At 49.0% G+C, this 26,442-nt stretch carries 33 protein-coding genes and 1 pseudogene; 20 read left to right on the top strand and 14 right to left on the bottom strand.

All coding sequences use genetic code 11. The features are described 5' to 3' along the window. On the top strand, positions 1–569 hold a 569-nt coding region (locus AC2215_RS13115; protein WP_486810456.1), incomplete at its 5' end, for a hypothetical protein. A gap of 158 nt (positions 570–727) precedes the next feature. Next, complete coding sequence (locus tag AC2215_RS13110) at positions 728–1,093, top strand: response regulator transcription factor (protein ID WP_486810457.1); 366 nt, start codon at positions 728–730, stop codon at positions 1,091–1,093. Positions 1,094–1,488: 395 nt separating this feature from the next. On the opposite strand, the gene AC2215_RS13105 is transcribed toward AC2215_RS13110, so the two are convergent. Next, positions 1,489–2,544, bottom strand: a complete 1,056-nt coding sequence (locus AC2215_RS13105; RefSeq protein WP_486810455.1) for a 3-deoxy-7-phosphoheptulonate synthase — start codon at positions 2,542–2,544, stop codon at positions 1,489–1,491. A 260-nt stretch (positions 2,545–2,804) separates the two neighbouring features. On the opposite strand from AC2215_RS13105, the gene thrC reads away from it, so the two are divergent. Next, positions 2,805–4,118: a threonine synthase gene (thrC, locus tag AC2215_RS13100; RefSeq protein WP_486810454.1), complete on the top strand. Its 1,314-nt coding sequence runs from the start codon at positions 2,805–2,807 to the stop codon at positions 4,116–4,118. Positions 4,119–4,319: 201 nt separating this feature from the next. Then, positions 4,320–4,595: a MoaD/ThiS family protein gene (locus AC2215_RS13095; RefSeq protein ID WP_486810453.1), complete on the top strand. Its 276-nt coding sequence runs from the start codon at positions 4,320–4,322 to the stop codon at positions 4,593–4,595. A gap of 254 nt (positions 4,596–4,849) precedes the next feature. Here AC2215_RS13095 and AC2215_RS13090 read toward each other — a convergent pair whose 3' ends face one another. Next, the gene (locus AC2215_RS13090; RefSeq protein ID WP_486810452.1) at positions 4,850–6,058 is read right to left on the bottom strand and encodes a hypothetical protein; all 1,209 of its coding nucleotides are present in this window, start codon (positions 6,056–6,058) and stop codon (positions 4,850–4,852) included. Between the two features lie 193 nt (positions 6,059–6,251). Between AC2215_RS13090 and AC2215_RS13085 the strand changes: the two genes are divergently transcribed. Beyond that, entirely contained in the window at positions 6,252–6,965 is a 714-nt protein-coding gene (locus AC2215_RS13085; RefSeq protein ID WP_486810451.1) for a PHP domain-containing protein, read from the top strand. Between the two features lie 657 nt (positions 6,966–7,622). Here the strand turns inward: AC2215_RS13085 and queG are convergent. Further along, positions 7,623–8,558 (bottom strand): tRNA epoxyqueuosine(34) reductase QueG, encoded by a 936-nt coding sequence (gene queG, locus AC2215_RS13080; protein WP_486810450.1) that lies wholly within the window; start codon positions 8,556–8,558, stop codon positions 7,623–7,625. A gap of 282 nt (positions 8,559–8,840) precedes the next feature. On the opposite strand from queG, the gene AC2215_RS13075 reads away from it, so the two are divergent. Next, on the top strand, positions 8,841–9,281 hold the full coding sequence (locus AC2215_RS13075) for an Hsp20/alpha crystallin family protein (protein WP_486810449.1): 441 nt from the start codon (positions 8,841–8,843) through the stop codon (positions 9,279–9,281). A gap of 240 nt (positions 9,282–9,521) precedes the next feature. On the opposite strand, the gene AC2215_RS13070 is transcribed toward AC2215_RS13075, so the two are convergent. Further along, entirely contained in the window at positions 9,522–9,902 is a 381-nt protein-coding gene (locus AC2215_RS13070; RefSeq protein ID WP_486810448.1) for a hypothetical protein, read from the bottom strand. 1,083 nt (positions 9,903–10,985) lie between these two features. Between AC2215_RS13070 and cysE the strand changes: the two genes are divergently transcribed. The 5 genes from cysE (at position 10,986) to AC2215_RS13045 (ending at position 17,102) form a co-directional block, all read left to right on the top strand. Then, the gene (cysE, locus tag AC2215_RS13065; protein WP_486810447.1) at positions 10,986–11,729 is read left to right on the top strand and encodes a serine O-acetyltransferase; all 744 of its coding nucleotides are present in this window, start codon (positions 10,986–10,988) and stop codon (positions 11,727–11,729) included. Between the two features lie 33 nt (positions 11,730–11,762). Then, the gene (locus AC2215_RS13060) at positions 11,763–12,911 is read left to right on the top strand and encodes an ABC transporter ATP-binding protein (protein ID WP_486810446.1); all 1,149 of its coding nucleotides are present in this window, start codon (positions 11,763–11,765) and stop codon (positions 12,909–12,911) included. Between the two features lie 31 nt (positions 12,912–12,942). Further along, positions 12,943–13,740 (top strand): ABC transporter permease, encoded by a 798-nt coding sequence (locus AC2215_RS13055; RefSeq protein WP_486810445.1) that lies wholly within the window; start codon positions 12,943–12,945, stop codon positions 13,738–13,740. Positions 13,741–13,832: 92 nt separating this feature from the next. Beyond that, on the top strand, positions 13,833–15,941 hold the full coding sequence (locus AC2215_RS13050) for a GldG family protein (RefSeq protein WP_486810444.1): 2,109 nt from the start codon (positions 13,833–13,835) through the stop codon (positions 15,939–15,941). A gap of 57 nt (positions 15,942–15,998) precedes the next feature. Then, positions 15,999–17,102 carry a DUF4340 domain-containing protein gene (locus AC2215_RS13045; protein WP_486810443.1) on the top strand — a complete coding sequence of 368 codons (1,104 nt, stop codon included), beginning with the start codon at positions 15,999–16,001 and terminating at the stop codon, positions 17,100–17,102. A gap of 106 nt (positions 17,103–17,208) precedes the next feature. Here AC2215_RS13045 and AC2215_RS13040 read toward each other — a convergent pair whose 3' ends face one another. Further along, a complete protein-coding gene (locus AC2215_RS13040) occupies positions 17,209–17,706 on the bottom strand; it encodes a hypothetical protein (RefSeq protein ID WP_486810442.1) in 498 nt (165 codons plus the stop codon). A 187-nt stretch (positions 17,707–17,893) separates the two neighbouring features. Here AC2215_RS13040 and rpmI point away from each other — a divergent pair, with 187 nt between their 5' ends. The 6 genes from rpmI (at position 17,894) to AC2215_RS13010 (ending at position 20,917) form a co-directional block, all read left to right on the top strand. Beyond that, positions 17,894–18,094 (top strand): 50S ribosomal protein L35, encoded by a 201-nt coding sequence (rpmI, locus tag AC2215_RS13035; protein ID WP_486810441.1) that lies wholly within the window; start codon positions 17,894–17,896, stop codon positions 18,092–18,094. A 95-nt stretch (positions 18,095–18,189) separates the two neighbouring features. Next, positions 18,190–18,540: a 50S ribosomal protein L20 gene (rplT, locus tag AC2215_RS13030; protein ID WP_486810440.1), complete on the top strand. Its 351-nt coding sequence runs from the start codon at positions 18,190–18,192 to the stop codon at positions 18,538–18,540. A gap of 32 nt (positions 18,541–18,572) precedes the next feature. Then, positions 18,573–19,460, top strand: coding sequence for a transporter substrate-binding domain-containing protein (locus AC2215_RS13025; RefSeq protein ID WP_486810439.1), 888 nt, complete (start codon positions 18,573–18,575; stop codon positions 19,458–19,460). Between the two features lie 15 nt (positions 19,461–19,475). Further along, positions 19,476–19,670: a hypothetical protein gene (locus AC2215_RS13020; RefSeq protein ID WP_486810438.1), complete on the top strand. Its 195-nt coding sequence runs from the start codon at positions 19,476–19,478 to the stop codon at positions 19,668–19,670. Between the two features lie 122 nt (positions 19,671–19,792). Next, complete coding sequence (locus tag AC2215_RS13015; protein WP_486810437.1) at positions 19,793–20,326, top strand: tetratricopeptide repeat protein; 534 nt, start codon at positions 19,793–19,795, stop codon at positions 20,324–20,326. A 126-nt stretch (positions 20,327–20,452) separates the two neighbouring features. Then, positions 20,453–20,917 carry a hypothetical protein gene (locus tag AC2215_RS13010; RefSeq protein WP_486810436.1) on the top strand — a complete coding sequence of 155 codons (465 nt, stop codon included), beginning with the start codon at positions 20,453–20,455 and terminating at the stop codon, positions 20,915–20,917. 116 nt (positions 20,918–21,033) lie between these two features. On the opposite strand, the gene AC2215_RS13005 is transcribed toward AC2215_RS13010, so the two are convergent. Then, on the bottom strand, positions 21,034–21,516 hold the full coding sequence (locus tag AC2215_RS13005; RefSeq protein ID WP_486810435.1) for a PIN domain-containing protein: 483 nt from the start codon (positions 21,514–21,516) through the stop codon (positions 21,034–21,036). After that, complete coding sequence (locus tag AC2215_RS13000) at positions 21,513–21,809, bottom strand: UPF0175 family protein (protein WP_486810434.1); 297 nt, start codon at positions 21,807–21,809, stop codon at positions 21,513–21,515. The genes AC2215_RS13005 and AC2215_RS13000 overlap by 4 nt, the downstream gene beginning before the upstream one ends. 16 nt (positions 21,810–21,825) lie before the next feature. Between AC2215_RS13000 and AC2215_RS12995 the strand changes: the two genes are divergently transcribed. Next, on the top strand, positions 21,826–21,963 hold the full coding sequence (locus AC2215_RS12995; RefSeq protein WP_486810433.1) for a hypothetical protein: 138 nt from the start codon (positions 21,826–21,828) through the stop codon (positions 21,961–21,963). A gap of 50 nt (positions 21,964–22,013) precedes the next feature. On the opposite strand, the gene AC2215_RS12990 is transcribed toward AC2215_RS12995, so the two are convergent. The 5 genes from AC2215_RS12990 to AC2215_RS12970 all read right to left on the bottom strand — a co-directional run bounded on the left by AC2215_RS12990 (position 22,014) and on the right by AC2215_RS12970 (position 24,046). Next, complete coding sequence (locus AC2215_RS12990; RefSeq protein ID WP_486810432.1) at positions 22,014–22,343, bottom strand: HepT-like ribonuclease domain-containing protein; 330 nt, start codon at positions 22,341–22,343, stop codon at positions 22,014–22,016. Further along, on the bottom strand, positions 22,330–22,722 hold the full coding sequence (locus AC2215_RS12985) for a nucleotidyltransferase family protein (RefSeq protein WP_486810431.1): 393 nt from the start codon (positions 22,720–22,722) through the stop codon (positions 22,330–22,332). Before AC2215_RS12985 ends, AC2215_RS12990 begins: the two co-directional genes overlap by 14 nt. Before the next feature lie 164 nt (positions 22,723–22,886). Continuing rightward, positions 22,887–23,222, bottom strand: coding sequence for an element excision factor XisI family protein (locus AC2215_RS12980; protein WP_486810430.1), 336 nt, complete (start codon positions 23,220–23,222; stop codon positions 22,887–22,889). 189 nt (positions 23,223–23,411) lie between these two features. Beyond that, positions 23,412–23,747 (bottom strand): element excision factor XisI family protein, encoded by a 336-nt coding sequence (locus AC2215_RS12975; protein ID WP_486810429.1) that lies wholly within the window; start codon positions 23,745–23,747, stop codon positions 23,412–23,414. A 74-nt stretch (positions 23,748–23,821) separates the two neighbouring features. Next, on the bottom strand, positions 23,822–24,046 hold the full coding sequence (locus AC2215_RS12970; protein ID WP_486810428.1) for a hypothetical protein: 225 nt from the start codon (positions 24,044–24,046) through the stop codon (positions 23,822–23,824). 102 nt (positions 24,047–24,148) lie between these two features. On the opposite strand from AC2215_RS12970, the gene AC2215_RS12965 reads away from it, so the two are divergent. Next, entirely contained in the window at positions 24,149–24,607 is a 459-nt protein-coding gene (locus tag AC2215_RS12965; RefSeq protein ID WP_486810427.1) for a hypothetical protein, read from the top strand. A 3-nt stretch (positions 24,608–24,610) separates the two neighbouring features. Continuing rightward, positions 24,611–25,063: a hypothetical protein gene (locus tag AC2215_RS12960; protein ID WP_486810426.1), complete on the top strand. Its 453-nt coding sequence runs from the start codon at positions 24,611–24,613 to the stop codon at positions 25,061–25,063. A gap of 18 nt (positions 25,064–25,081) precedes the next feature. Here the strand turns inward: AC2215_RS12960 and AC2215_RS12955 are convergent, their stop codons facing one another. Then, a complete protein-coding gene (locus AC2215_RS12955) occupies positions 25,082–26,137 on the bottom strand; it encodes a methyltransferase domain-containing protein (protein ID WP_486810425.1) in 1,056 nt (351 codons plus the stop codon). A 185-nt stretch (positions 26,138–26,322) separates the two neighbouring features. Next, positions 26,323–26,442 (bottom strand): annotated as a pseudogene (locus tag AC2215_RS12950) (IS630 family transposase); the annotation flags it as partial.

The raw sequence follows: 26,442 nt of genomic DNA, 5'->3' as shown, positions 1-26,442 counted from the left end.
CCCCAGAACCGACCCCGCAACCAACACCGCAACCAACACCGCAACCCACTCCGACCCCAGAACCGACACCGCAACCAATTCCAGAACCGACTCCAGAACCGACACCGCAACCAATTCCAGAACCGACACCGCAACCCAATCAACCCGGAGAAACCCCAACAGATAATTCTGGGGGTAATGGTTCCGATGCGACGACGGGGAACTCGTTTAGCATGACCCTAACTAACGTAACGGGAACTGCGACCTACGAAGGCAGTTGCGCGTCATGGCAGGGTCAGGATCTCACCCTTTGTCCGGACACGGACAGTTCAATTTCTGCGGTTCCGCCAAACGGACAGTGTACCGGTCAATTTACAATCTCCGCCTTCATCAATGACAAGCTATCTCCATCTCGGGGAACTATCCTCAAGGTCCATGAAGTGCGTCGTGCAAATGGAGAAAACATTTCCGAATCTTGCTCGGTTTGGCTGTCAAATCTCATCAAAGACTGGCGATTTCAACCGGGAGGAACACCGGGATCTATTCCTTCAGCGTGGATTGACATCTCGATCGCCATCGATGAACTCTGAAAACCAAGTCATCTCGAGATCGGGTGGATTTAGAAGCCATCTACCAATGTCGCTTTGTCGTCTGGCATATAATCGGAAATATATTTTAATGGTAGTGAGAAACGGTTTAATTTTTTCTCACTGGGTTTAATAAAGCTTTCGCAATAGAAGTAACCATGATGAGTACAATTTTAGTCGTCGAAGACAGTACCGCTCAAAGAACGATGATTGCCAATCTCCTCAAACATAATGGAATGGATGTCTTAGAGGCTAAAGGGGGCACTGAAGCACTGCAACGCATCCAAAGCCAATGCCCCGATTTGGTAGTACTCGATATTATTATGCCCAATCCCAATGGTTACGATGTTTGTCGCAAAATTAAACGAGATGCGGCAACCCAGCACGTGCCGATTGTCATGTGTTCGTGCAAAGGAGAAGAGTTCGATCGCTACTGGGGCATGAAAATGGGGGCTGATGCTTATATTGCCAAACCCTTTCACCCGGACGAACTCTTAAGTGCAGTTAAGCAGCTATTGACCAGTTAGGGCTTTCAGGGATTAGATATAGCGTAACCCCTGCGCTTTGCTCCGTCCGCAGTTTATTTACACTAGTCGAAGAAATAGGTTTTTTCCGTTAGAAATCTGGTCGAAATCAAAGCTCACATCAATTTCGATACCGAATTCATGCATTTTTTATTCCATTCCCCATTCACTATTCGGAATTTGGAATTCCGAATAGTGAATTCTCCCTTCCCCATGACTGAAAATGTGTAACGAAAAGGGCGCGAACTGCTAGATCTCGAAAAAAAAAGTAAGCGCTCTTCATCAAGATAAACCCCAGAATGAGTGAGTGGGCAGTTTTAGGACAAGTGGTAAAAGTGAATTCCTCCCCGAACAACTGTCCACCCTACGAGTGTATACTTTTTCCCACCCTAAAACTGTTAGCTATTTTTGCTTAAAGCAGCATGAGCGGCGAGAATTACTTCCTCGGTTTCTTCCCAACCCATACATTTATCAGTCACTGAAACGCCGTATTGTAAATCCTCTAAATTGGTGGGTATTTTTTGATTACCGTCTAACAAATTCGATTCGAGCATCATGCCGACTATCGACGAATTCCCAGCTTTAATTTGACCGATAATGTTGTCTAAAACGCTCCCTTGACGCTTGTGGTCTTTGTTGGAGTTCCCGTGGGAGCAATCGATGACAATTCTCGCCGGTAGGTTGGCGGCTTTAAGTTTTTCTTCGGCCGATCGCACTGCAGCTGCATCGAAGTTGGCTTTGCCTCCCCCACCGCGCAAAATTACGTGGGCGTATCCATTCCCTTTGGTGGTAAAAACGCTCACTTTTCCTTGGCGATCGATACCTAAAAAGTTATGGGCTTTTTGGGCCGCTTGCACGGCATTAATCGCGACCTCAATACTACCATTGGTGCCATTTTTTAAACCCACGGGCATCGATAATCCACTGGCCATTTCTCGATGGGTTTGAGATTCAATGGTACGCGCCCCAATCGCCGACCAAGAAATCAGTTCGCTGATATATTGCGGCACGATCGGGTCGAGGGCTTCGGTGGCGGCCGGCAATCCCAATTCGGCAATTTCAAGCAACAGTTGGCGCGCGAGTAACAATCCTTTTTCGATCTCGAAGGAATCGTCCATATTTGGATCGTTAATCAAGCCTTTCCAGCCGACGGTGGTGCGGGGCTTTTCAAAATACGCTCGCATCACGAGCAATAATTGATCGCTTACCCGTTCGGCGAGGGTTTTGAGTTTCTGGGCGTATTCTTTAGCAGCTTCGAGATCGTGAATCGAACAGGGCCCGACAACGATAAATTGACGGGAATCGAGTCCGTCAAGAATATTGGCGATTTCCTGGCGCGATCGCAAGACCGTTTCTTCAGCCACCCCCGTCAGCGGTAACCTTGCTTTAATCTTCTCGGGGGTCAGCAATACTTGAGATCGAGCGATGTGGGTGTCAAGGAGTTTTTGGTGCATAGAGATGGCAGGGGACGAATTCGTAAATATTTTATAGCGATTTATGGCAATGCGCGATCGCCAACGGAGGATCTCCATCCATCGAGCAATTTTTTCAAACCCCAACTCGATGGCTCGCTCGATCGAGAACTCTATGCTCGGAAGTCTTATCTGATGCCGCTTTTCAATAAACCCGACAAGAATGGTCGGGTTTATTTGTCCCCGTGCGCGACCCATGTTACGATGATTTGCCATGTTGACCCGAAGAAAGTTTTAATCCCATGACCCAAGCTATCGACGCGACGACTCACCAGCACACCCACAGCAGCGCCACCTTCGAGAAACTGAAGTGTAAAGAGTGCGGTGCCGAATACGAACTGCAAGCCAAACACGTTTGCGACCTGTGCTTCGGTCCGGTTGAAGTCACCTACGACTACGATGCCCTGCGTCAGCGGGTCAGTCGGGAAACCATCGAAGCCGGTCCTAACTCCATCTGGCGCTACCGTCCGTTCTTGCCGGTCCAAACCGACAATCCCATCGACGTGGGAACCGGTATGACTCCGCTACTGAACGCCCGTCGCCTCGCCCGCCACTTGGGACTCAAGAAGCTTTACATCAAAAACGATGCGGTCAACATGCCCACCCTCAGCTTCAAAGATCGGGTGGTTTCGGTCGCCTTAACCCGCGCCAGAGAACTGGGCTTCTCCACCGTTTCCTGCGCCAGTACCGGGAATTTGGCAAACTCCACAGCCGCCATTGCCGCCCATGCCGGGTTAGACTGCTGCGTGTTCATTCCCGCCGACTTGGAAGCCGGGAAAGTCCTGGGAACGCTGATTTACAATCCCACGCTAATGGCCGTCAAGGGTAACTACGACCAAGTCAACCGCTTGTGTTCGGAGGTTGCGAACACCCACGGCTGGGGCTTCGTGAATATTAACTTGCGTCCCTACTACTCCGAAGGCTCCAAGACCCTTGGATTTGAGGTCGCCGAGCAACTCGGCTGGCAACTTCCCGACCATATCGTGGCGCCGCTGGCTTCCGGCTCTCTATTCACCAAAATTTACAAAGGCTTCCAAGAATTTATTAAAGTCGGCTTGGTTGACGATAAATCCGTGCGCTTTAGCGGTGCCCAAGCCGAAGGTTGCTCTCCCATCGCCCAAGCCTTCCGGGAAGGTCGGGACTTCATTACTCCCGTCAAGCCCAACACCATCGCCAAATCCATCGCCATCGGCAACCCTGCAGACGGCGTTTACGCTCTGGAAGTGGCCCAGAAAACCAATGGAAACATCGAGTCGGTCAACGATGCGGAAATCATCGATGGCATCAAGTTGCTCGCGGAAACCGAAGGTATCTTTACCGAAACTGCTGGGGGCACCACGATCGCCGTTCTCAAAAAACTCGTCGAAGCCGGTAAAATCGATCCGGATGAAACGACGGTCGCTTATATCACCGGCAACGGTCTCAAGACCCAAGAAGCGGTTCAAGGCTACATCGGCGAACCCCTGACCATCGAACCGAAGCTCGATGCGTTCGAGCGGGCGCTGGAGCGCTCTCGCACCCTCGGTCGCCTGGAATGGCAGCAAGTTTTGGTTTAAGCCATTGCCTGTCGCGAATTGGCTGGTGAATTGACTTGGCGAATTGACTCTTGGGGGGACGATGCATTATGTGAGTTCGTCCCCTTAAAAATTGTCAAATTCCAAGCGGCTTCCCGCAAAGATGGCGAGGGTTCGATCGAGAACAATCCTCACCGAAGCGATCGGCGCGACATTCGAGTAGAAACAAGAAAGTAGAGAACGATGTCTGTTAAAGTTCTAATTCCAACTCCCCTACAAAATTTAACCAACAACAAAGCCACCGTCGAGTGTAGTGCCACCAGCGTAGAAGAACTCATCGACGCACTCGAAACGGACTTTCCGGGTATCAAAACGCGGCTATGCGACGAAAACGGCAAACCTCGTCGATTCTTGAACTTCTACGTCAATAGCGAAGATATCCGCTTCCTCGAAAACACAAAAACTCCCCTAGCAGATGGGGATGAAGTCAGCATTGTACCGGCCGTTGCTGGAGGCTGAACCCTCAAGCTTGGGTTACATGGGATAAGCTTTTTGAAGATGCGTTGCCTGAAAGCGACGCATTCTTTTTTTAGGGAAACTTTTCTAGAGCAACCGCCATTACCGTTAGGATATCGGGGATTGCGAGCTGTGTTGAGAGTTTTATAAGTTTATGACAAATAGCAGATAACCTAAAATCTTGAGAATCTTACCGAGGTCTTTCTAGGCAAACTCGCCTTAACCGATGTCCGCGCTGAATAATGGCTGTTGTGACATCAAGCCGGCGACTGTTCTTCGGGTTGGAACTTTCCCCGTTTCGCTAATCGATCGGCAAGTTCTTCCCCTTGAGAGAAATGGGCGATCGCCGTCACCACAGACAAGCCGAAGTAAAAAATCCGCACCCCCCAAATACTCATGGAATAAAGGCTAGATAGCTTCTCCGGTTCGATCTCGATCACGCGATTGATGCGTGCCACCGTTCTTTCTTCTAAGGCTTTGACTTCTTTCATTTCCAATGCATCGACGGGTAAAATCGGATACCGAGCCGTATAGAAGTAAAAGCCGGGAAAGCCGCCTCTCTCCACTTGACTCGTTAGATAGGTATCGGTCGTTTCAATCGCCATCTGATGGCTAATTTGCTCGTTGATGGCGAAATCTCTCACCCAGTCTTCATAACGCACGAAACTGCCCAGCACAAAGATAATCGGCAAGGCAAAAATTAAGAGTGCCGCACTGATGCGACGTCCGAAGATTTTGGGTAGCAGGGCCGTGGCAATGCCCAATCCCATCCCGAAAATCGCAAACACGAGAACATTAAAGAGTTCGGCCACTTCGAGACCGCGAAAGATATCCCCAGCGATTGGCAATTGATAGACTGCGTTTTCCGACAATAGAGCGGAAAACACTTTGATCGGGACGGCCATGCCAAAGGTAACGGCAACGGCAACGACATAAAAAATCGCCCCGACAAAGATTTTCAGCCACCGCAGAACCAGCGGTAGGGGTTTTTGGGTTTTCCCTGGAGTCGCTCTATTGCGGGGGGATGGGGATGTGTCTCGATCGAATAATCGATTGCTTTTGCGGGGGGCAACGGCCGGTAGAGGAGGGGGGGGCGATGGGGTAGAGGGTTCGGGCAGAGAACTCAGCAGTGGAATTTGACCGACAAAAGGGTTGGAGGTAATTTCGGTAGCACCGTCTAGCATCAGCGTTTCTTGCCATGCGGGGCGTTCTAGACCCATACCGTACCCTTCCACGATCGCCCGATGGAGTCCTTCAATCCGGAGTTTTTCGAGACCCTTACGGACAAAATGAGTCATAAACGCCCGATCGGGTGGTTTGGGTGCAGTGGCGACGACACTCAGGCACGCATCGGCGATATTCACGACCACGGTAATTTGTTTCGATCGCAGCGAGTAATTCATCAAAGCGGCGATCGCTTTTGGGTTGCCCTGTTTTGCGAGGGTGAGAATCTTGGATTGGGCCATGGGGCTATATCTGCACAAATGACTCTTTAAAGGCTACACCTTCGATCGCCATTTACCAATATTTTTCGATTTCATCAAGATTGTTAATCATTCGAGATCCTCAACGATCGCACGGCAAAGATAGCTCGAAATCCGGGTCGTTTCGCAACAGTTCGTTATATTAGGACTAAGCTCAAAACCTCTAACAACGCTTATGTTTCTTAACCTCGACCCTCCCTCTGCGTCAATGCAAGGTCTTTCCCAAGAGCGCGACGCACTGATGCAGGTCTTTCAAACCATTGGTGCCGAGAGTTGTCCTCGCGAGTATAACTTTCACATGCACACGGTTTACTCAGACGGTCGCTTGGAACCAGAAGCTTTAATGCAACAAGCCACGGAAATTGGTTTGAAAGGTTTGGCGATTACCGATCACCACAGCGTTGAAGGCTATCGAGTTGCACGGCGTTGGTTGGAAGAGCAACGGCATGGCAATCGTTCTAGCGAAAATCCGCTGCCGATCCTGTGGTCGGGGGTGGAAATTAATGCAGCCCTGCTCGATGTGGAAGTTCACATTCTCGGCTATGGATTCGATCCTAGTGCGATCTGCGTGCAGGAATATTTACAAGGTCATACGGTGACGGGAAAAGCGTACCTTGCCGCTCAGGTTATTGCCGCCATTCACGATGCTGGTGGATTTGCGGTGCTCGCTCACCCCTCTCGCTATCGAAGAGCACCCCAGGAACTGATTCCAGAAGCTGCTCGTTTGGGTATCGATGGATCGGAAGCCTACTATGCTTACAACAATCCCAATCCTTGGCAACCGAGTCCCCGCGAAACCGAACTCGTTCGTCAATTAAACTGTCACCATAACTTATTCGATACCTGCGGCACAGATACCCACGGTTTAAGTCTCTTGAAACGGATTTAGGGGGATTTCAAGCAGGCATCTCGATCGAGGAAATAGAAAACTGTAACACGGAGTACATTTCACCAGTTTGTGAGTTGTCTTGAAGCATGCCTGCCCGATAGTCTGCAGGATTCGGGAGTGCTATTTCTTGCGAAAGTCCCTGGAGAGGGGTGTTTGGCGAAAAATCTGTAAAACGTACGTTGCAAAAAGAAACGCGAACATCAAAAAGCTCGATTGCGAGCATCAAAAGAACCCTGTAGCAGAGGTAACGGTATCAAAGACTGCAACAGGGTTTTTATTGTGTTTTGTATTGAGTTTAGGTCTCGATCGAGCTCAGACACAAGCCTGTGACCATCAAGAATTGCTGAAGATTTACACTCCAACTCCAGTCACCATGATGGCAAAAATTCCCACACTCATGATTACGAGCAGCAGACCCATAATGACAGAATCTGTCAAAGATTTAGAACTTTTTGAAACTTTCATGACTTTTGATACACTTCTTTTCATTCCGATGACTAATCGTATCAATAAGTATTGATAAACCCCAAGAAAAGAAACATTTATTTAAATATTTTTCAAATAAGTTTACATTTTCATGTACAAAATAAGTACTTTTACTCAATAAAACACTTTAGAAATTCAAACTCGAATCAATTTTTAGACAGAGGCGATCGATTACTCCCCATTGCTGGCAGCTTTTGCATTGCGCCGCCACATGTGGGGTTTAATCCGTCGCAGGGCCGAAGCGGGAAATCTGCGATTCCATTCTTCCTCAGAAAGATGAGCGAGTTCGCTGAGTTTTGGGGCGAGGTTATCTGGATAGGGGTGAAACTCGGTAACGTCAGTTCGACTCGCAAATCGTTGGTTCCAGGGGCAAACATCCTGGCAAATGTCGCATCCAGCCACCCAACCCTGTAGTCGAGAAGCGATCGCCTCGGGCAATTCTTCGGCGCGATTTTCGATGGTATGGTAGGCAATGCAACGATTGGCATCCACCACGAACGGTTCGACGATCGCGCCCGTGGGACAGGCTTCCAAGCAGCGGGTGCAAGTACCGCAATGTTGAGTGTGGGGTCGATCGATTTCCAACTCTAAATTCGTCAGCACTTCCCCTAAAAAAACCCACGATCCGAAATCTCGGGTAATGACGTTACCATTCTTCGCAATCCAGCCAATTCCCGCGCGTTGGGCCCAAACTTTATCGGCAATCGGTCCGGTATCGGCATAGTAGCGGGTTTCCACCCCCTCCCCTCGACTGCCAAGCCACAATGCCAGGGCTTTGAGTTTTTTGTGCATCACCCGATGATAATCCCGTCCCCAGCCATATCGGGAAATTTTGGCGTATTCTCGGCCTTCGGGACGTTGGTGGGGAGTGTAGTAGTTGAGGGCAACGCAGATCGCGGACTTCACCCCCGGCATTGCAGCGCGAATGTCCTGGCGTTTGGGATTTTTCATCCAGTCCATTTGAGCGTGGTAGCCTCGATCTAGCCACGATCGCAACCGTTGGGTATCTTCTGCATTTTCGGCATTGACGGACGCAATACCAAACCGATGAAATCCCAGTTCGGTGGCTTTTTGCTCTATTTGATAGCGAGTCACGGGCGATCGCACGTTCGGATTGTTCTGGCTTGAGTTTTCGATTGGGGTTTAACTCGCGTTGAATTAGTTATCGTAGGGGTTAACGGCCGCATTTCCCCTACTCTATTTTCAAGGCGACCGAACCGAACGCCTGAATTTTTACCGGCAGATTTTCGGCTATCCCTAAATTTTAAGCGATCGAAACCGAACGAGCGCAATTTTTTTTTGTCTTAGGATCAATATTAAAGGAAAGCAATTCGATCGAACTTTCCCAACTTCAAGAAAACACTTGATTTTTGGAATGTAGGTGAAACTATGGCTATTATTCGTTGGAATCCCACCCGTGAAATTGATTCGCTGCAACGGGAAATGAACCGTCTTTTCGATCGCGTGATGCCTTCTCATTTCGACTGGGATGCGAATGCACCATTTGTGCCGGCTGCGGAAATGAGCGAAACGCCCGAAGCCGTCCATTTAAAACTGGAAGTACCGGGGATGAAGCCTGATGACTTAGATATTCAGGTGAGTGCCGATTCCGTTTCAATTCGCGGGGAACGTCGTGATGAAACCCAAACCGAAGAGAAAGGCATGACTCGTACGGAGTTCCGTTATGGTTCCTTCGAGCGGGTGATTCCATTACCCGTCCGAGTGGAAAATACTCAAGCCACGGCTGAATACAAAGATGGTATCCTGACGCTCGATTTACCTAAAATTGCCGAAGAGCAACATAAAGTGGTGAAAGTGAATCTGAGCTAATTTTTTGAGTTTTTTCTAGGAGGGCGATCGCCTCAAATTGAGAATCAACAATCGATCGAGCTCCTAGAGAATTGAGTTTAATACTCTAGGAGCTTGATGGAAATCACTTCAGGTTTACGAACACTCAGCGGTACAAACCTGACGGCTTGCGAGAATAGATTGGGAGGCAAGAATTTTTTGAGTTTTTTTGAGGGGGATATAGATCGGTAAGCTGCTTTTTACCCCTCAATTTTTTAGACCTTACTTGAAAACTTTCAAAGCATCTCTGGAATCTTTGAGTAGTTCTTTTTGTTTGTCGTCGAGACTTTGCTTGCTCAAACAAAATCCAGCGATATCTTCAAACATCGGTGCGACTTTATTCCAGCCGTGAGTTTCGACAAGAGTTCCCATCTTATAGCGGATTTGGCTGTAGTATTTAGCAATATCTTTATCCTCGCATTTTTTGAGAAGCTTGAGAATATCACCGACAGTTTTGGAATTCTCGACAAAGTTTTCAGGATTCTTGAAAAAGCCCTCTAACTGTTTCTTTTCCTCAGACGTGAGTTGGTCGGAATCCTGAAAAATAGAAGCCCAAAGCGTCATAAACATAATGACGGTCACGATTAGAAATGAAAACGGCATTGTTTCTCTCCGTAAAAATTGTTGATAGATGAATTGAATACAGATCGTCCATCAGTTAAGCTGCAACCCCATCTTTTTGCAAATTGGATTGCCATCGCGATTGTAATCATCGCAACTGAATTGAGTGCTGAAAAACATTAGATTCAGCACGGTATTCAAAAATAACTTTCGCGCGAAAGATGGGTCTTTAAGTTACACCGACGCAGTTAATGCGCTCCCGATCCATTCAAATACTTTCCCAAAGACGGGATATGAGGAACCTGTTCCTGGTACGCGAGTTATATCCCCTACAGGTTCTATCTTTATTCACACAACGGGTAGAACGAGTGTGAAGTTATCTCAAGTTAATCATTCATGCCATTCAGCTTCATGCCACAGAGCTTCATGCCATTAGGGTTTGTGCCTTTTAAAAGGGGTACGTGATGCAAACCTAATTCTTACTTTTATCTAAAGTGGCTTTTTTGTTCGGAAGATGTCATCCGTAATTATACTGAATTTTTTGAAATTTGCCAAATCTCACCTCAAATACGAGTGAAAACTCGTGGATTCGAGGGATTTCCAACTTCATTTAATGTTATGAAATCTTAAAAATCCAGTTAGTTTGCCCCTAATTGCTTTAGAACTATAGTTTGCCAAAATCGACGATATTTTAAAGCACCCGATCGGGGTACTTTGAATGAGGTATATTTGACGAACGTTCGAGAAAGATCGGCGTGAAGTTTATGGAAAAACCGTTCAAATCTTCCATGGGTCTCGATTGCACCATCTCCGATTTGCGCTCGATCTTCTACCGAATCGATCGCGAATTTCTCCGATCTCGATCGAGTGTCAGGGAAGCGTTTGAAATTGAGTGCAAGACTTGGAGTTGTGAAGATCGACAATCTGAATTTGCTTCAGTTGAATGTCAAGTGCGGAAGCCCCCATCCGGAGTTGCTGTAACTCAAGACGCAGAAGACATTACTATATATAATTAACCGTAGCCTATTTAACAAAAGCCTTTCGCGCAAGGAAATATCGCGACTCTGCCTCCCTCGTACTTTTTAACCCATTTGTTTTGTTGCGTCCATCAGGTATAGAACTGCCGTGTTAAACACCTTTATTGCTGACTTCCGGATCGTCTTCGATCGCGACCCTGCTGCCCGAAACGGATTAGAAGTTCTCTTTTGCTATCCGGGGTTGCAAGCGCTCCTCTTCCATCGCTTCGCCCATTGGTTGAACGCGATCGGGATTCCGTTTATCCCCCGCTTCATTTCTCACATTTCCCGGTTTTTGACGGGAATCGAAATTCACCCCGGTGCCACCATCGGCAAAGGCGTCTTTATCGATCACGGGATGGGGGTGGTGATTGGCGAAACGGCAATTCTCGGTGATGGCTGCCTGATTTACCAAGGCGTCACCCTCGGCGGAACCGGCAAAGAAAGTGGCAAACGCCACCCCACCCTCGGCGAAGGCGTCGTCGTCGGTGCGGGGGCAAAAGTTCTGGGGAACTTGTACATTGGTAACAACGTCCGCATCGGTGCGGGGTCGGTGGTGCTGCGAGATGTACCCTCCGATTGCACGGTGGTGGGGGTTCCCGGTCGCGTGGTCTACCGTTCCGGCGTGCGGGTCAATCCCCTAGCGCACGCTCAGCTTCCCGACTCCGAAGCGGCCGCCATTCGCTCTTTAGTCGATCGGATCGAATCCTTGGAAGAAGAAGTGCAACACCTGAAAAACCAGCAACCGAAGGTAGAAGCCCTCGTCTCCGCTTGCAACCTCACCGAAAAAGCACCCACTTGCCGCCTGGAAGATAAAACCATCAAAGAATTTTTAAACGGGTCGGGCATTTAAGCGATTTAAGCTACTTCAGCGATCGAACAGTCCATGATAGAAGTCGAACAGCTCAGCAAAATCTACGGCATTACCCCCGCCATCGAAAATGTGACGTTTTCGGTCGAAGAAGGAGAAATTCTGGGCTTCCTCGGTCCCAATGGGGCGGGAAAAACGACGACGATGCGGATTTTGACCGGGTTCTTGCCGGCAACAACGGGAACGGCGCGGGTGGCGGGATATGACGTTCACGATCGCTCCATGGAAGTGAGGCGGCGCATCGGTTACTTGCCCGAAACCCCTCCCCTCTATCCGAGTATGACGGTGGAAGGATTTTTGCATTTTGTCGCCCAGCTTAAAGGGATTGCGGCCGGAGATCGTGCCACCCGAGTCAACATCGCCCTCGATCGCTGCGGCTTGTCCGAACGGCGAAAAAGCGCGATTCGCAAGCTTTCCAAAGGATTTCGCCAGCGGGTGGGAATCGCCCAGGCGATCGTTCACGATCCGCCAGTGATTATCCTCGACGAACCGACGGTGGGTTTAGACCCGCGCCAAATTATCGAAGTGCGCGAACTGATCAAAAGTTTGGCCGGGGAACATACGATTATCCTTTCAACCCATATTTTGCCGGAAGTGCAGATGACCTGCGATCGGGTGGCAATTGTCAAACGGGGTCAGGTGGTGACGACGGATTCGATCGAGAACTTGATGGGTCGCCTGACGGGAAGTATCGCCTATGAAGTGGAACTCGAAGGCGACGTACCGGGGGTGGAAGCGGCGGTCAGTTCGTTTTTGAAGAATTTGCCCGGTGTCGAGTCTGCCGAAGTCCTCACTGACCGCAGCCTCAGGGGCAATCGCTACAAATTTCGCGTCACGGCAGAACCGGGAGTGGAACCGGGCCGCGCGATCGCCGATGGGGTGGTGGAAGCAAAACTGGGGTTGTGCGAAATGCGCCGAGTTCGGGCCAGTCTCGAAGATGTATTCTTAGAGCTGACGACGGAAGAGACTCCCATGGCAGAAGACCCGCTCGAAGACTCCCCCATGGCGGAAAACCAGCACAAAGAAACCCCCATGGCGGAAATTCAAGAAGATATATCTCCCGAACCGGAGACCGTCGAATCCGAAGCCGATCGAGCTGAACGTGACGATCCATCGGTAGAATCGACAGAGGCCATCGAGGACAACGAAGGCGATCGCACCTAACGGGGAATTACAGCAGAGAGTCAAAAAGCCTATGGGTATTGTTGTTGCCAATATTATCGCGATTTATCGCAAAGAACTGCAAAGCTATTTTGCCTCTCCGTTAGCTTGGGCGATCGCGAGTATTTACTGGCTCATTTCCGGTTTTTTCTTCTTATTCTTGCTTTTGGGCCCCAGCGGGATTCTCGCTCAAATTGCCATTCGAGAACAGTTAGGAATCGGCAATCCAGTGGATGTTCCCTATCAGTTTCTGCAGTTTTTTGCCAACGTGATGGGTTCGCTGTCGCTGTTTTTCTTGCCCATGCTTTCGATGGGATTGTATACCGAAGAACGCAAGCAAGGGACCCTGGAATTACTGGCCACTTCGCCGATTACAAACTGGGCGGTGGCAACGGGAAAGTTACTGGGGGTGCTGACCTTTTTTGCCACCATTAGCTTGCCGTTTTTAATCTATGAGGCGATCGCCTTTAGCGATGCGAGTCCCGCGCTGCCACTCACCATTCCGCTAATGGGTTATTTGGGGCTAATTTTACTGGCTGCCAGCGTCTTTTCTTTGGGAATGTTCGTATCATCGCTGACAGATAGTACGATATTTTCGGCAATTTTAACCTTTGTTCTGGTTTTCTTTTTGTGGATATTTCGGGATATCGCGGATAATTCAGAAGGGGTTGCGGGACAATTACTCAGTCACCTTTCTTTGCTCAAACATTACTCGAATTTCACCCAAGGACTTATCGATACGGGCAGTATTCTCGTCTTTGCAAGCTATATCTTCTTAGGAATTTTCTTGACTGCCCAATCGATTGAAGCTCTGAGATTCGGACGAAGCTAGGGAAAGTGATAAGCGATAAGCGATCGGTTATTTTCGTGTTAGATTATAAAGTTCGATCGCTTCTCTAATTTCATGGTTGTACTGAGTTGGATATGAAGACCAAAATTACGGGTGGTAAGTTTGTAAAAAAATATTGGCAATACCTATTTTGGCTCGGACCCATTTTAGGGGTTGCCGGACTCTCTGCCGGTGCGGTGTCCGGTGAGTGGCTTCCCATTCCCATGGCTTTCATTATTGCGGGAGCAGTTATCGTTGGCTGGTGGTTAATTTATCGCATCAGTACCACCCAAGGTTTTTGGTCGCGGCGCTCGACGGAAGTGGGAACCAACGCGCTAATTTCTACCCTTTCGATCGTGGCAATTTTGGGTCTGATTAACTTTTTAGGGTATCGCTATTTTCTGCGCTTCGACCTCACGGAAAATCAACAGCTCACCCTGTCTCCCCAGTCGGAACGAGTGGTGAGAAATCTGGATCGATCGGTCAAAATTTGGGTGTTCAGTCCCCAAAAAAGCAATACCGATGTGACCTTGCTTGAAAATTACCAACGTCTGAGTCCGGCGAACTTCAGCTACGAGTACGTAGACTTGCAACAAAAACCGGGACTCGCCGAACGGTTTGAGGTCAACCAGATTGGAGATGTGTTTCTGGAAACGGGCGATCGAAAACAGCTTCTGCAAAATATTCAAACCGATGGAATTTCCGAAACCACCCTCACCAATCGCCTCGCCGGGCTTATTAGCGGCCAACAGCCGATCGCCTATTTCGTCCAAGGTCACGGAGAACAATCCCTACAAGGCGAACGCGGTGGCATCTCGGTTGCGACTCAAGCCTTAGAAGGTGCGGGTTACGGTATCGAACCGTTAAATTTGGTCGAAGGAGGCGTTCCCGACGATGCCTCGCTGGTGGTGGTTGCCGGACCGACATCGAAGCTGTTCGAGTCGGAAGTAAAGGCACTCCAAGCCTATCTCGAAGACGGTGGCAACCTGCTGCTGGCCCTCGATCCAAATTCCGATTCGGGACTCCAACCCTTACTCGATGACTGGGGAATTAAGACCGATAACCGCTTTGCCGTCGATCCCGATCGATGGGTGGAAGGATTTGGCCCCCAAGCACCACTGGTCGTCGATTATGGCGAGCATCCCATTACCCAAGATTTTGGGGAAAACTTCTCCCTTTATCCGTTGGTGCGATCGTTTGAAATTGAAGATATCGAAGGGGTTGATGTCGCGCCGTTGCTGTTTACCTCCGATGCGAGTTGGGCCGAAAGCAATCTCGACCAAGGTCCGGATTGGAAGTTCGATGCCACCGGAAAGGACGATATTAAACCCGATCGACGCGGTCCTCTGGTGTTGGGAGTGGCGTTGAATCGAGCGGTGGAAACCGAAACGACGCCAACTTCTGACACCTCCAAGGAAACCGAGGCAACGAAATCGGAAACAGCGGAGGCGGAAGCCACCGATACCGAAGCCACTGAAACAGAAGCAACCGAAGCTGAAGTCGCCGAAGAAGCCGAAACCACCGAATCCGAAACAGCAGAAACGGCGACGGCAGACTCTGTAGCTACAGAGTCTGAAACCACCACCGAATCCGAAGCCGCAGAGTCTGAAACCACCACCGAATCCGAAGCCGCAGAGTCTGAAACCACCACCGAATCCGCGACGGCAGAAACGGAAGTAACCGAAGCCGAAACTACCACCGAATCCGAAACGGCAGAAACGGAAGTAACCGAAGCCGAAACTACTACCGAATCCGAAGCCGCAGAAATTGAAACTACTACGGAATCCGAAGCCACTGAAGAAGCCGAAACAGCACAAACGGAAGTGAGCGAAGCTGAAACTACCACCGAATCCGAAGCTACAGAGTCTGAAACCGCAGAAACTGAAGCCACCGAAACCGAAGCCTCCAAGGAATCCGAAACCACAGAAGAAACCAAAGAATCTCGCTTAATCGTGTTGGGAGACTCAGACTTTTTCACCAACGGATTGTTTGACCAAGTTCCGCTCAATGGGGATATGTTTATCAATTCGGTGAATTGGTTGAGTCAGGACAACGAAGAACTGCTCTCGATTCGACCCAGAGAACCGAACAATCGAACGCTGCCGATAACGCCACAGCAAGCGCGAATTTTAATCGCGACGATCGCCATCTTTCCGGTGATGGGATTAGCCGCTAGCGGGGTCATTTGGTGGGGTCGCAGGTAGTGGGATCGAGTTCGGTTCAAAATGGATCGTGCTGATAGACGATGTAATTCACGAACGATGAAATTTAAGAAATCGACTCAAATTTTGTTTGCTTCGGCTTTAATTTTGGCAACGGGTGTCGCCGTCTACGAAGGCACGATCGCACCCGACCGCCAAGCGGCAAAATTATTACAACAGCAGGTTTTTAACTTTGAAGTCGATCGCGTCACCACCTTAACCGTGAAAACGCCCGAACGCACGTTAAAATTCGATCGACTGCCACCGGAGGAAGATTCCACCACACCTCGCTGGCAATTTCAGGTTGTTGAAGCATCCGACGAGTCGGAAATTCAAAAAGACCCGATTCCGGCGAAAGAAGCCTATGTCTCGTTTTTGCTCGATGCGCTGGTTAATGCCAAGAGCGATCGCATCCTGACGGTAACCCAAAGCGAACTCGGAGAATACGGCCTTGACGAACCCCAGGCGATCGTTGAGGTCAAACTCGATGATGAGACCCCCCATCAAATTCAGTTAGGAGAACGAGATTTTAGCGAAAGTCTCGTTTATGCGATCGCCGATATCCCGACGGAAGAGACGACAGATTTATCGGTTTTGCTCGTCTCGACGAATTTAGAGAACGGTATCAATCGATCGCTCTCGGAATGGCAGGCTGACGAAGAAGAAACCTCCAAACCCCAACCAACTCCCGCTGAGGATGAAGCCACGGAGGAAACGCCACCAACCCCCGAACCCGATGCATCAGAATCCCCACCGGAAGACTCAGATTCCCAGGCCACTCCCACAGAGGATGAAGCCATAGAAGAAACACCACCAACCCCCGAAACCGATGCATCAGAATCCCCACCGGAAGACTCAGATTCCCAGGCCACTCCCACAGAGGATGAAGCCACGGAGGAAACGCCACCAACCCCCGAACCCGATGCATCAGAACTCTCACCGGAAGCCTCAGATTCCCAGGCCACTCCCACAGAGGATGAAGCCATAGAAGAAACACCACCCGATCGAACTGAAGCCACTCCCACAGAGGATGAAGCGACAGAAGAAATAGAAGCCAGTTCCGAATCAGAACAAACGCCAGAAACCCAAACCCCTGAAACGACTCCAAACCCTGAAGAATCGGGAAATTCCGAGTTACCGTCTGAAGCGTCTTCAGAGCCTTAAAAGTAAAACGGCATCAAAAACTTGATACCGTTTTTAGAAAGGCTTGGTAAATTTTTGTGACTTTACCCAATATTAAATATTTTCAACGAAGGTAAAGCAATATAACTTAGCGCCTGATATCTTTCGCCATTTTCCGGAACATATCCATGCTCGTATCCGGAGTCACGCGGGGAGCACTGGAGGTCGGAGTGGTGCTAGGAGTTTCACTAGCAGCGGGGCTAGGAGTTTCGCTAGCAGCGGGGCTAGGAGTTTCTATAGCAGCGGGGCTAGGAGTTTCGCTAGCAGCGGGGCTAGGAGTGGTGCTAGAGCTGCTACCGTTGCTAGAAGCCGTGGTAGACTCCGACGAGGAGCTGAAGGAGAAGGAGGATGGAGTAAAGGAGGATGGAGTAAAGGAGGACTGAGTAAAGGAGGAGCCGGTGCTGTATTGAGGATCGGCGGTGACAGTATCATCCGTTGCAGACACGGATTTGGTGATTTTCATGCCACCTTCCTCAACGTTCTTATACTTGGCATAGGTTCGCCGAACCCGCTTCACCGTGCGCATGTAGTCGATATCGCCTAAGCTCTTAGAATCATCGGGTTCGAGGAAGAAAGAATCTGCCATGATTTTCTCCTTAGAGTTCTATGTATTTTAGTATCGTTATGTTAAATATTATCAGAAAGTATTGAATTTGAGTGCTAGAAAACTAATGAATTGCCAATTTGTTGGAGACATGCTCGATCGTGTTGGCTTGTCTCGACTAACATATTGAAAGTAGAATTAAAGATCGTGTCGAACAAAACCCCAGCCCATGCCAAAACTTAAAACCCGCAAATCTGCCGCCAAACGCTTCAAAGCCACCGGTAGCGGCAAGAAAATCGTCCGTCGCAAAGCGTTCAAGAACCACTTGCTCGAACATAAGAGTTCTAAGCGCAAGCGCGATTTGAGCAATAAGTCCACGGTCGATCGGCGCGACGAGGCAAACGTCCGCTTGATGATGCCTTACATGTAGACCCGATCGAGACTTAGATTCAGCTCGCGCGGGTCTACAGATTTAGATTCTCAAGGTCTTGTAATTCTCAACGTAATTTTAGGAGAACCCTTACCATGACAAGAGTCAAACGCGGTAATGTCGCTCGCAAGCGCCGCAAAAAAATTCTCAAACTCGCCAAAGGATTTCGAGGAACTCTCTCGACGAACTTCCGCACCGCCAACCAGAAGGTCATGAAGGCGCTGTGCAATGCTTATCGCGATCGCCGCAAGCGCAAGCGGGATTTCCGCCGCCTGTGGATTACCCGCATCAACGCCGCATCTCGTCAGAACGGTTTGAGCTATTCCCAACTCATCGGTCATCTCAAAAAAGCCGACGTGCAAATCAACCGGAAGATGCTCGCTCAACTAGCCGTTCTCGACCCGGATACGTTTGCCAAAGTGGTTGAGGTTGCCAAACAAGCCTAACTGCCGATACTTAAAAGGGAGGAGGTTCGCAGATGGTACGACCTATCGGTTCTCGATTCTCGATTCTCCCATCGATTTTGCGCCTCTGTCTGGGTTTTGTACTTGCGATCGCCCTGGCAGGGGTGCCGTTCTTGGCGCGTGCGTCCGATCCACCGGCCGCTTTAGAGGCAATCCAAAGCCGAGGGCATCTCACCGTCGCCGTGAAAGATAACTGGTCGCCACTGGGGTTTCGCGATCGCACCGGCGAACTGCAAGGATTGGAAATCGATCTGGCACGGGGGTTGGCTGAGGAAATATTGGGCGATCGCGATGCGGTGGTTTTTCAACCCGTCTCCAATCGAGAACGATTGCGGGTGGTGATGGATGGGGAAGTGGATTTGGCGATTGCTGGCGTGACGGCAACTCGGGTTCGATCGCGCCTTGTGGATTTTAGCGGACCCTACTATTTCGACGGGGTCACCTTTGTGGTGTTGGATGGGACGGCGCAAGAACCCGCCGATCTAGCCGGTGCAACCATCGCCGCCATTGACGGATCGACCACCGTCGCTGCCGTACGCTACTTCATCTCCAACCCCAACTTGGTTGCCGTGGACTCCTACGAAGGAGGAAAAGCCCTCTTAGAGGCGGGAGAAGTGGATGCCTTTGCCGGGGATACGACCGTTCTCGCCGGATGGGTACGCGAGTTTCAAGATTATCGCTTGCTTCCCTTCCAACTCTCCCTCGAACCGTTGTGCGTGGTGATGCCCAAGGGATTGCAGTACGACGATTTGCGACAGTCAATTCGCGGTATCCTCGAAGACTGGAGAGCGACGGGATGGCTGCGGGAGAAAGCAGTAGAGTGGGGGTTGCCCTTACCGGAAACTGGGGGAGCTGGGGGAGCGGGGGAAGCTGGGGAAGCTGGGGAGGCAGGGGGAGAGTGAATGGACAATTGACAATTGACAATTGACAATGGGTCAGTCGCGACGCTAAATTCCTTCTCTTTTGTCCTCCCATCCCCCCTCACCGCGTCACCGCGTCACCGCGTCACCGCGTCACCGCCTCCTGCCCTCCCCCACACCCTACACCCCACACCCTACACCCTACACCCCACACCCTACACCCTACACCCCACACCCCATTCCCCGAACTGACGTGAAGTGATAAAAAGTAATAAAAGAGTGACGATCGCACCGCCCGATCGTGGGAATCTAGAGAGCGGACGATTTGAGCGTCAATTAACAAGACATTTAATAAATCACGACTGCTAATTGCGATGGATACTAATCTTGTAACGATTTATCTCGTTATCTTAATTGTGTTGTTGGGCGGTTCGGCGATCGCCGTTCTGCGACAAATTTTTAACACCCGACGCACGGAAGGTCGGCTGTCGAAGTTAAAAAAGATTACGTCTAAAGGGGAAGGAACGGCACAGGACTTTTACGAATTGGGGAGTATTCTCCTGGATAAAAAGCTCTATTCTCAAGCGATTATTCAATTACAAAAGTCCCTCAAATCCAAAGATATGAAAGGCGATGACAATCAAGCAATTGTTTATAACGCCCTCGGATATGCCTATGCCGCTCAAGAACAGTACGATTTGGCGATGCGCCAGTATAAAGAAGCGTTGAAATTGCAGCCGGCATATCCCGCCGCCCTGAATAATTTAGCCTTTACCTACGAGCGCAAAAAACTTGAATCTCAGGCGCTAGAAGCCTACGAAAAAGTTTTACAATACGAGCCCAAAAATGCGATCGCAAAAAAACGGGCGGCATCCCTGAAGCGGCGATTGGTTTCGACGGAAGGATAAGTCGATTGGGGATAAAATCGATCGCTCTCGAGACCGGCGATTAAAAAATTGCGATCGGGGGCGATTTTGGGGCGATCGGTTTGCTACAATTTCGAGCGAATCTATAGCCCCAATCCCTCAAAGCCCATGACGACAGCAACTTCTTTTGCCAATGCCCCCGACCTCTGCGGGGATGACTACGTGGTCGTGGGTTTAGCGACTTGCTTCATCCGCGAGGAAGGGGAAACCCATCAAGTCCAAATTCTCGAACCGATTCCCTCTGCCGCCCTGGAAACGATTCTCAAAAAGATTCCCACCTCCTACCAATTTGCCTACGCCGCCACGTTAGGGGAAATTCTCGCTGGAGACGAACCGCAGCGTCCCTCAGCGTTTCCCGAAACTGCTCAGTTTTGCGATGACTTTGCCGATCGCGCTTTTTCTGCAACCCGCACTTACAAGAGTCGTCCCGAGGCCCAAGTTCACATTCCCCTGGGGAAGACCTTCGACGATCTCAATTATTCCCTCGAACGCAAGCGAGTCCTGAATTCGGATAATATCGTCACCAGCGAGGATAACGTCAAACAGCACTCCCACACTCATAAAGTGTTGTAAGTTGGGTGAGGGGTGATGAGGGCAATCTCCATAAGTAACCCTTGCACTGCGATATGATATGGACTCCGATCGATCGCCCTTCTTCCCCAAAAACGATGGCCTAGATGCGTAGCCGCTTATTCCTGCGCTTCATTTAAGGCTTCTTGGTAGAGGTTTCGGCTAATCCACTTTCCACTGGTAATGAGTCGATCTAAGATCGGTTTAATATTAGGAATAATACCTCTATCTTTGGCTAACAGTAATGTTCCAATCGTACCAATCACTGCTAGATTCCGTGATTCTGCTACGATTCGAGCAGCTCGATCGTCAATGAGGATTTGAGTCGCATTCAATTCTTCTGCTAAAACGATCGCCGCACATTCACCCAAATCTAAACCCGTACTGGTTTGCAAGCTCAAAACTTTTTGAGGAATGCCGATCGAACGAGTTTCAATCCAATCAACTGAGGGAACGACTGCGACTGCGGGATGGTTTCCTGTGGTGACTTCTCGATAGACTTCTTGGGGAATAATCAACTTTCCAAAGACATCTCTCAATAGATTAAGCTGCCCGATTTTTGCGAGTTCGCTCAGGGGTGTGGTGTCTGAGACAATAATCATGGGTTGTTTTGCTCGAAAGCCTGTTTAGCTCGAGAGACCTGTTGTCTGAGTTGGTCTTGAGTTAGGGTATCGTCAAATGGAGAGATTTGGTAAAAGCTCATGCGATCGAAAATTTCAACGCGGGGAATATTGAGGATTCGGGCAGCGCGTCCGCTAGAGATGATACCATGTCGCAGCAGGGTCATGACATATGCTTCTTTGGCCTTGGATTCGGCTTCTTGGTGGATGGCGTCGGGAATATGACTCAGTTGAAGCGTGAATTGAACTGGGGTGAAGGTGGGCTGAATGGACATGGTTTTGGGTTCATCAATGCAATATTACTTTGATTGTATCAACGGAGGCGATCGCGATTGCTTGATGTGGTTGGTTCGAACAGAAGACTCTTATCGATACTGCGATCGCGATGGAATGATGAGTTTGGGAATTTTATCAATGCGATCGCAATAACGTATGACGAGTATTCGGAATTCGAGATAGTTGCAAACAGAGTAGCAAATTTACTCTTGTAATGAATTTAGGAACTTAACTAATTCAGGCAAGTCATTCTGAACAACATCCCAAATTGTCTCCAAATCAATGCGATTATAGTCATGAACAACAATATCTCGCATTCCGGCAATTTCTTTCCAGGGAATTTGTGAGTGTCTTGTTTTAAACTCTGCGGATAAACGTTTGGTGGCTTCACCAATTACCAAAATACGCCGAAGAACAGCATCTTGCTTTTCATCGTTGAGCTGAAACTCTTCAAAGCGGACTCCTTTTGTGTAAGCGAGAATTTTTTCGATTGCTTCGACAATATCGAAAAGTGATTCTTTATCCCGGGTCATAAATGACGATCGCTGAGTTTAAGATATTTTGACGGCGGATGTAATTGGAACTGGTTAAAATTGCGGTTTTACTGACGAGATCCACATTTCGGTGAAACAGAGCTTCCAGTTCCTGTTGCATCCGAACTTGCAGAATTAAATTTCGACGTGCATTCTGTCCGTAGGTAAATAAGACGTCAACATCGCTAGGATTGTCTCCATGAAGGCGGAAATCGTCCCGCAAAATAGAGCCAAACAGAGCAAACTCTCGAATCTGCCATTTTTGGCAAAACTCAGCAATTTGTTGGGGGGTGGCATTGAGTCGAACGTACAAATTTTTAAGAGAAATTGACCGATCGATATCCTTAATTTTTAGCATGGATTGGGGATTCTCTGTCATAGACACGATCTCTACTGTAGGATGATGGTGTATCGTTATTTTTTCACCGACCTTTTTGATTGTATCAACGAAAAAGATTTAGAGATTTCGTCGATGCAGCGGAAACCGGGTTCTCCTTGAAGGAGTTGTCCGGCTTCTTCATTCAAGATCGAACGTCTTCTGTCTTACCCAACAGAAAATTCGGTTAACTTGCGCGCGTTGGGATCGTGATAACCCAGAACAATTTTATGTTTGGGGATGCCCAACTGTAGGAGTTCGTTGGCAACACCGGATTCGGTTCCATCATGTTGAATCCAAATCTTATCGTTTTTAATATCGATATGAATCAGGCAGCTAAAAATTCGACGATCGCCTTCCCATCCAATCGTAACGAGTTGGTAATGGTCTCCCTTAAGATCGAAGATTGTGAATTGTTCGACTTCACCATAGGAGGGTTTAAATTGGTTGTGTTGGCAGAGAATTTGCTGAATACATTGGCGATAGCGTTCTAGGGAAGCCATTGCACGATTACCTCGCGATCGGGGTCAAAAATAAGTCGCTTTACTTGATATTCTAAGATACTGGGCTGGGCGAGTTCTCCAGTCAAAAAGTTTCGATAGACTTTTGAACAGTAGGCGATCGCCTATATCCCGCTCCTGCACCGGAGATAGGTTGGGGAATTTTATCGATGCGAGGACATTCACTCAAAACTACGCGATCGCATATCCGGTGTGTTGCCGAACGAAGGGAGGATGAAATGCCAGAACGATTCGGTCTTTGGGGATACCGGCTTCGACGAGTTCTGCAGTGATGCTATCTTCGATGCCGTCGTAATGTATCCACAACTTATCTTCCCGGATTTCGACATGAACTAGACAGCCGTGTACTCGGCGTTGGTCTTCCCAACCTTCGTGCATCAGGAGATAATGGAGGCGATCGCGACTGAGCACAACATAGGTACTAACCTCTCCATAGCAGTAAGGAAGATCGGCATGGTACTGGAGGATTTGTTCGAGAATCGCCCCCCATTGCTCTACGATATCCATTGAGTAATTTCCTCTGTTTTTGGATCGAATACGATTAAACGAAAACCGGGTTCTTCTCGTAGAATATGTCCGTCTTACCCTTGCTTTTCTTTCTCGGACAAGGTTATATACAAGTTTAAGGCTTGGCGAATGTGATAACTTTGACTTTCAGCTTGGGCATTGAGCCAAGTTTTTTGTTCTCGCGTCACTTTCACGGTGATGGCGACAGTTTCACCGGGTTTATCGGGTGCAGATCGATCGGGCAGCTTGGCAAGGGTGTTTGGATGGCGACCTCTGGGATACTGAGATTTTTGACTCATTTTCTTGACGTATACCTCAGAAAGCGTTAGTATGAATTTTGCATTCATGCAACAGTTGCACATCAGTAGTGTAGCAACCCTTGGCATACGGGAATATTGGAGATGACTCAACCTCAAAACTATTTGGATTTTTTTGATTCTCAAGATAATCCGGATCGATGTGCGGCTCAAATGGGATTATCGGGAATTGAATCGAGTCAGGAAGTTATCGATCGCGGGAGTGATGAATTCAAGCAAGAGACGAGAAACTCTTCTCGGCAGTTGGCTGGAGCAATGAAAGCGAAAGGGGCGAGAAATTATGCCCAGGTGAATCGAACCATCAATGAAAATTTGTTTGGTTGTTCTACAGAAGAACTTTTCGAGCGGACTCACTCTCGGAAATCCGATCGGGGGGATTTACCGAAAACTGCGCAAAAAGCACTCCAGGAAACGAACAATGCGACTCGTGGTGAGATTGAGGTGTACGATTCGACGGGAAAGCTTCGACGAGAAGTTGAATCGGAGTGCTGTCAATTGGCCGAGCGAAATGCCCAACAGAAACGTCAAGGTTTTGGATGGTAATCTATGAATATCGATCGACTGCAAGAATCTGTTCGAGCGAAGTTTCATTCTCCTGGAGAAGATCCTATTGAGGCTTGGAAAGCAGCTTATATTCGATGGTGCGTCAAGCAATTGGATGAAGATTACGGTACGTTAGATGGGATTTACTGGGGAGCGTTGAATCCAGAGGCGATCGATCCGGACTTTCCCGATGTGTTTGAGGCGATGAGCGATCGGGTGCTGGCAGTGTTTGTGCGGGAGAAGGCAGATGCGATCGAGCGACTTAAGGATGGCATCGAGCAGTTGTTTGAGGGGAAAGAAGCCTTGGGACGAGAACTCTTTTTGGATGGGTTGAAGGGAATTCAGATTTTGGAGCGATTTTTGCGATCGGAGTCTGAGGTTTCCCAATCCGAACTCAGGGAGTTGTCTTTGGCGCTGAATCGGGTGTTGTGCGAGTTTGCGATCGCGATTGCTTGATGGGTTGGAGTATCTCAATCAATACGATCGCAGTGCGGTTTCTGGGATTTGAAATTCGTCGGCGATTTGGATGAGGGGGGTTTGGCTGAGGTCTTGGTATTTTTGTTTGTAGCCGGAGGAATCGATCGACCATTTGGCGAGTTTGCCGTTGGGGTGACTCCAGAGTAGGTCGTAACCGTTATCGAGTTGACGGATGGCGATGAATTGATGAATCCAGGGGAAACGCTGGGGGGTGATGTTGCCGGTTTCGTCTTTGAGATAGAGGGGAGGCTGGTCTTCGGTTTCGAGGAGGTAGCCGTAGTGACCGGTGGTGAGGTGGATGCCGGAGTTGGAGAGGGGTTGGGACTGGAGTTGTTGGTATTGTTTTTCGAGTTTTTGCAGGCTGCGAAATCGGTAGGAGAAGAGGCGGGGATGGTAAATATCGGCGATGGGGGGGAGGGTTTGGCTGTGTTGTTGGAAGTGGTTGAAGTGGGGGTGGTTGGGTTTGAGGAAGAGGAAGGTATTTTGGGCGTACCACCATTTTACGTCTGGGGAGTTCCAGAAGAGGGGGCGAAAGAGGTCGAGGCAGTGGTAGCCCCGATCTTCAAACAGCGACATCCAGTAACTTTGCTTTTGTTCGTTGATGTGGTGGGTTCCCCCTTGTCCGGGAATGGCCGCACCAAAGACGATTAAATCGGAGGCTTGGCAAAGGTCTTGGATGAAGGTTTTGGCGCGTTTGGGGGGGAGGTGTTCGGCGACTTCCAGGCTGAGGGCGAGATCGAAGGTTCGATCGAGGGAAATGGGGTGTTGCAGGTCTTGCAGGTGGTAGTCGATGGTTTCTGGGTTGAGCTTTTCGGGTTCGATCCAATGACCGTCAATCCCTACCAGGTCTGGGATGCCGAGTTCCTGGGCCGCGGTCAACCAGGTACCGATGCCGCAGCCGAAATCGACGAGGGAGTTGGGTTGGTAGAGCTTGAAGAAGTATCCTAAGATGGCTTTGGCACTTTGGAGAGAGCCGTCGGACTGCGCGTTGTAAAAGGTGCGATCGTAGGGATTTTCAGGATTTTTAGCTAATATATTTTGAGTAGTGTTCATTTGCATACTCAATTAATAACTCTTTATTCTCTACACGAACACCAATGTCATTATTATCACGCCTCTCTAATGCTAGAAATTCAACTGTGCCAACGTTATTTGAAAGTATCTCGTTCACTGCATGAGAGACACCACAGTTAACTACTGTCAGTGCAATAAAGCTTGTATAGCAACCGCCAAGGCGGTTAGGACACTAAACGAAGGACATATTCGATCGCATCTCGTAAACAATTAAACTGATGGAGTTGTTTGCGGATACGACTTTTCAACCAAGACCAGCACTGTTCAATTTTGTTGAGGTCTGG

This window comes from Zarconia sp. (assembly GCF_057467645.1).
Note: the sequence above shows the minus strand (reverse complement) of the source record. Positions and strands in the feature narration are given on the sequence as shown.

Bases quoted from the DNA above. Each gene is read 5' to 3' on its own strand.
- AC2215_RS13110 (WP_486810457.1), top strand. From the start codon at position 728: ATGAGTACAATTTTAGTCGTCGAAGACAGTACCGCTCAAAGAACGATG.
- AC2215_RS13105 (WP_486810455.1), bottom strand. From the start codon at position 2,544: ATGCACCAAAAACTCCTTGACACCCACATCGCTCGATCTCAAGTATTG.
- thrC (WP_486810454.1), top strand. From the start codon at position 2,805: ATGACCCAAGCTATCGACGCGACGACTCACCAGCACACCCACAGCAGC.
- AC2215_RS13095 (WP_486810453.1), top strand. From the start codon at position 4,320: ATGTCTGTTAAAGTTCTAATTCCAACTCCCCTACAAAATTTAACCAAC.
- AC2215_RS13090 (WP_486810452.1), bottom strand. From the start codon at position 6,058: ATGGCCCAATCCAAGATTCTCACCCTCGCAAAACAGGGCAACCCAAAA.
- AC2215_RS13085 (WP_486810451.1), top strand. From the start codon at position 6,252: ATGTTTCTTAACCTCGACCCTCCCTCTGCGTCAATGCAAGGTCTTTCC.
- AC2215_RS13075 (WP_486810449.1), top strand. From the start codon at position 8,841: ATGGCTATTATTCGTTGGAATCCCACCCGTGAAATTGATTCGCTGCAA.
- AC2215_RS13070 (WP_486810448.1), bottom strand. From the start codon at position 9,902: ATGCCGTTTTCATTTCTAATCGTGACCGTCATTATGTTTATGACGCTT.
- AC2215_RS13060 (WP_486810446.1), top strand. From the start codon at position 11,763: ATGATAGAAGTCGAACAGCTCAGCAAAATCTACGGCATTACCCCCGCC.
- AC2215_RS13055 (WP_486810445.1), top strand. From the start codon at position 12,943: ATGGGTATTGTTGTTGCCAATATTATCGCGATTTATCGCAAAGAACTG.
- AC2215_RS13050 (WP_486810444.1), top strand. From the start codon at position 13,833: ATGAAGACCAAAATTACGGGTGGTAAGTTTGTAAAAAAATATTGGCAA.
- AC2215_RS13045 (WP_486810443.1), top strand. From the start codon at position 15,999: ATGAAATTTAAGAAATCGACTCAAATTTTGTTTGCTTCGGCTTTAATT.
- AC2215_RS13040 (WP_486810442.1), bottom strand. From the start codon at position 17,706: ATGGCAGATTCTTTCTTCCTCGAACCCGATGATTCTAAGAGCTTAGGC.
- rpmI (WP_486810441.1), top strand. From the start codon at position 17,894: ATGCCAAAACTTAAAACCCGCAAATCTGCCGCCAAACGCTTCAAAGCC.
- rplT (WP_486810440.1), top strand. From the start codon at position 18,190: ATGACAAGAGTCAAACGCGGTAATGTCGCTCGCAAGCGCCGCAAAAAA.
- AC2215_RS13025 (WP_486810439.1), top strand. From the start codon at position 18,573: ATGGTACGACCTATCGGTTCTCGATTCTCGATTCTCCCATCGATTTTG.
- AC2215_RS13015 (WP_486810437.1), top strand. From the start codon at position 19,793: ATGGATACTAATCTTGTAACGATTTATCTCGTTATCTTAATTGTGTTG.
- AC2215_RS13010 (WP_486810436.1), top strand. From the start codon at position 20,453: ATGACGACAGCAACTTCTTTTGCCAATGCCCCCGACCTCTGCGGGGAT.
- AC2215_RS13005 (WP_486810435.1), bottom strand. From the start codon at position 21,516: ATGATTATTGTCTCAGACACCACACCCCTGAGCGAACTCGCAAAAATC.
- AC2215_RS13000 (WP_486810434.1), bottom strand. From the start codon at position 21,809: ATGTCCATTCAGCCCACCTTCACCCCAGTTCAATTCACGCTTCAACTG.
- AC2215_RS12995 (WP_486810433.1), top strand. From the start codon at position 21,826: ATGCAATATTACTTTGATTGTATCAACGGAGGCGATCGCGATTGCTTG.
- AC2215_RS12990 (WP_486810432.1), bottom strand. From the start codon at position 22,343: ATGACCCGGGATAAAGAATCACTTTTCGATATTGTCGAAGCAATCGAA.
- AC2215_RS12985 (WP_486810431.1), bottom strand. From the start codon at position 22,722: ATGACAGAGAATCCCCAATCCATGCTAAAAATTAAGGATATCGATCGG.
- AC2215_RS12980 (WP_486810430.1), bottom strand. From the start codon at position 23,222: ATGGCTTCCCTAGAACGCTATCGCCAATGTATTCAGCAAATTCTCTGC.
- AC2215_RS12975 (WP_486810429.1), bottom strand. From the start codon at position 23,747: ATGGATATCGTAGAGCAATGGGGGGCGATTCTCGAACAAATCCTCCAG.
- AC2215_RS12970 (WP_486810428.1), bottom strand. From the start codon at position 24,046: ATGAGTCAAAAATCTCAGTATCCCAGAGGTCGCCATCCAAACACCCTT.
- AC2215_RS12965 (WP_486810427.1), top strand. From the start codon at position 24,149: ATGACTCAACCTCAAAACTATTTGGATTTTTTTGATTCTCAAGATAAT.
- AC2215_RS12960 (WP_486810426.1), top strand. From the start codon at position 24,611: ATGAATATCGATCGACTGCAAGAATCTGTTCGAGCGAAGTTTCATTCT.
- AC2215_RS12955 (WP_486810425.1), bottom strand. From the start codon at position 26,137: ATGAACACTACTCAAAATATATTAGCTAAAAATCCTGAAAATCCCTAC.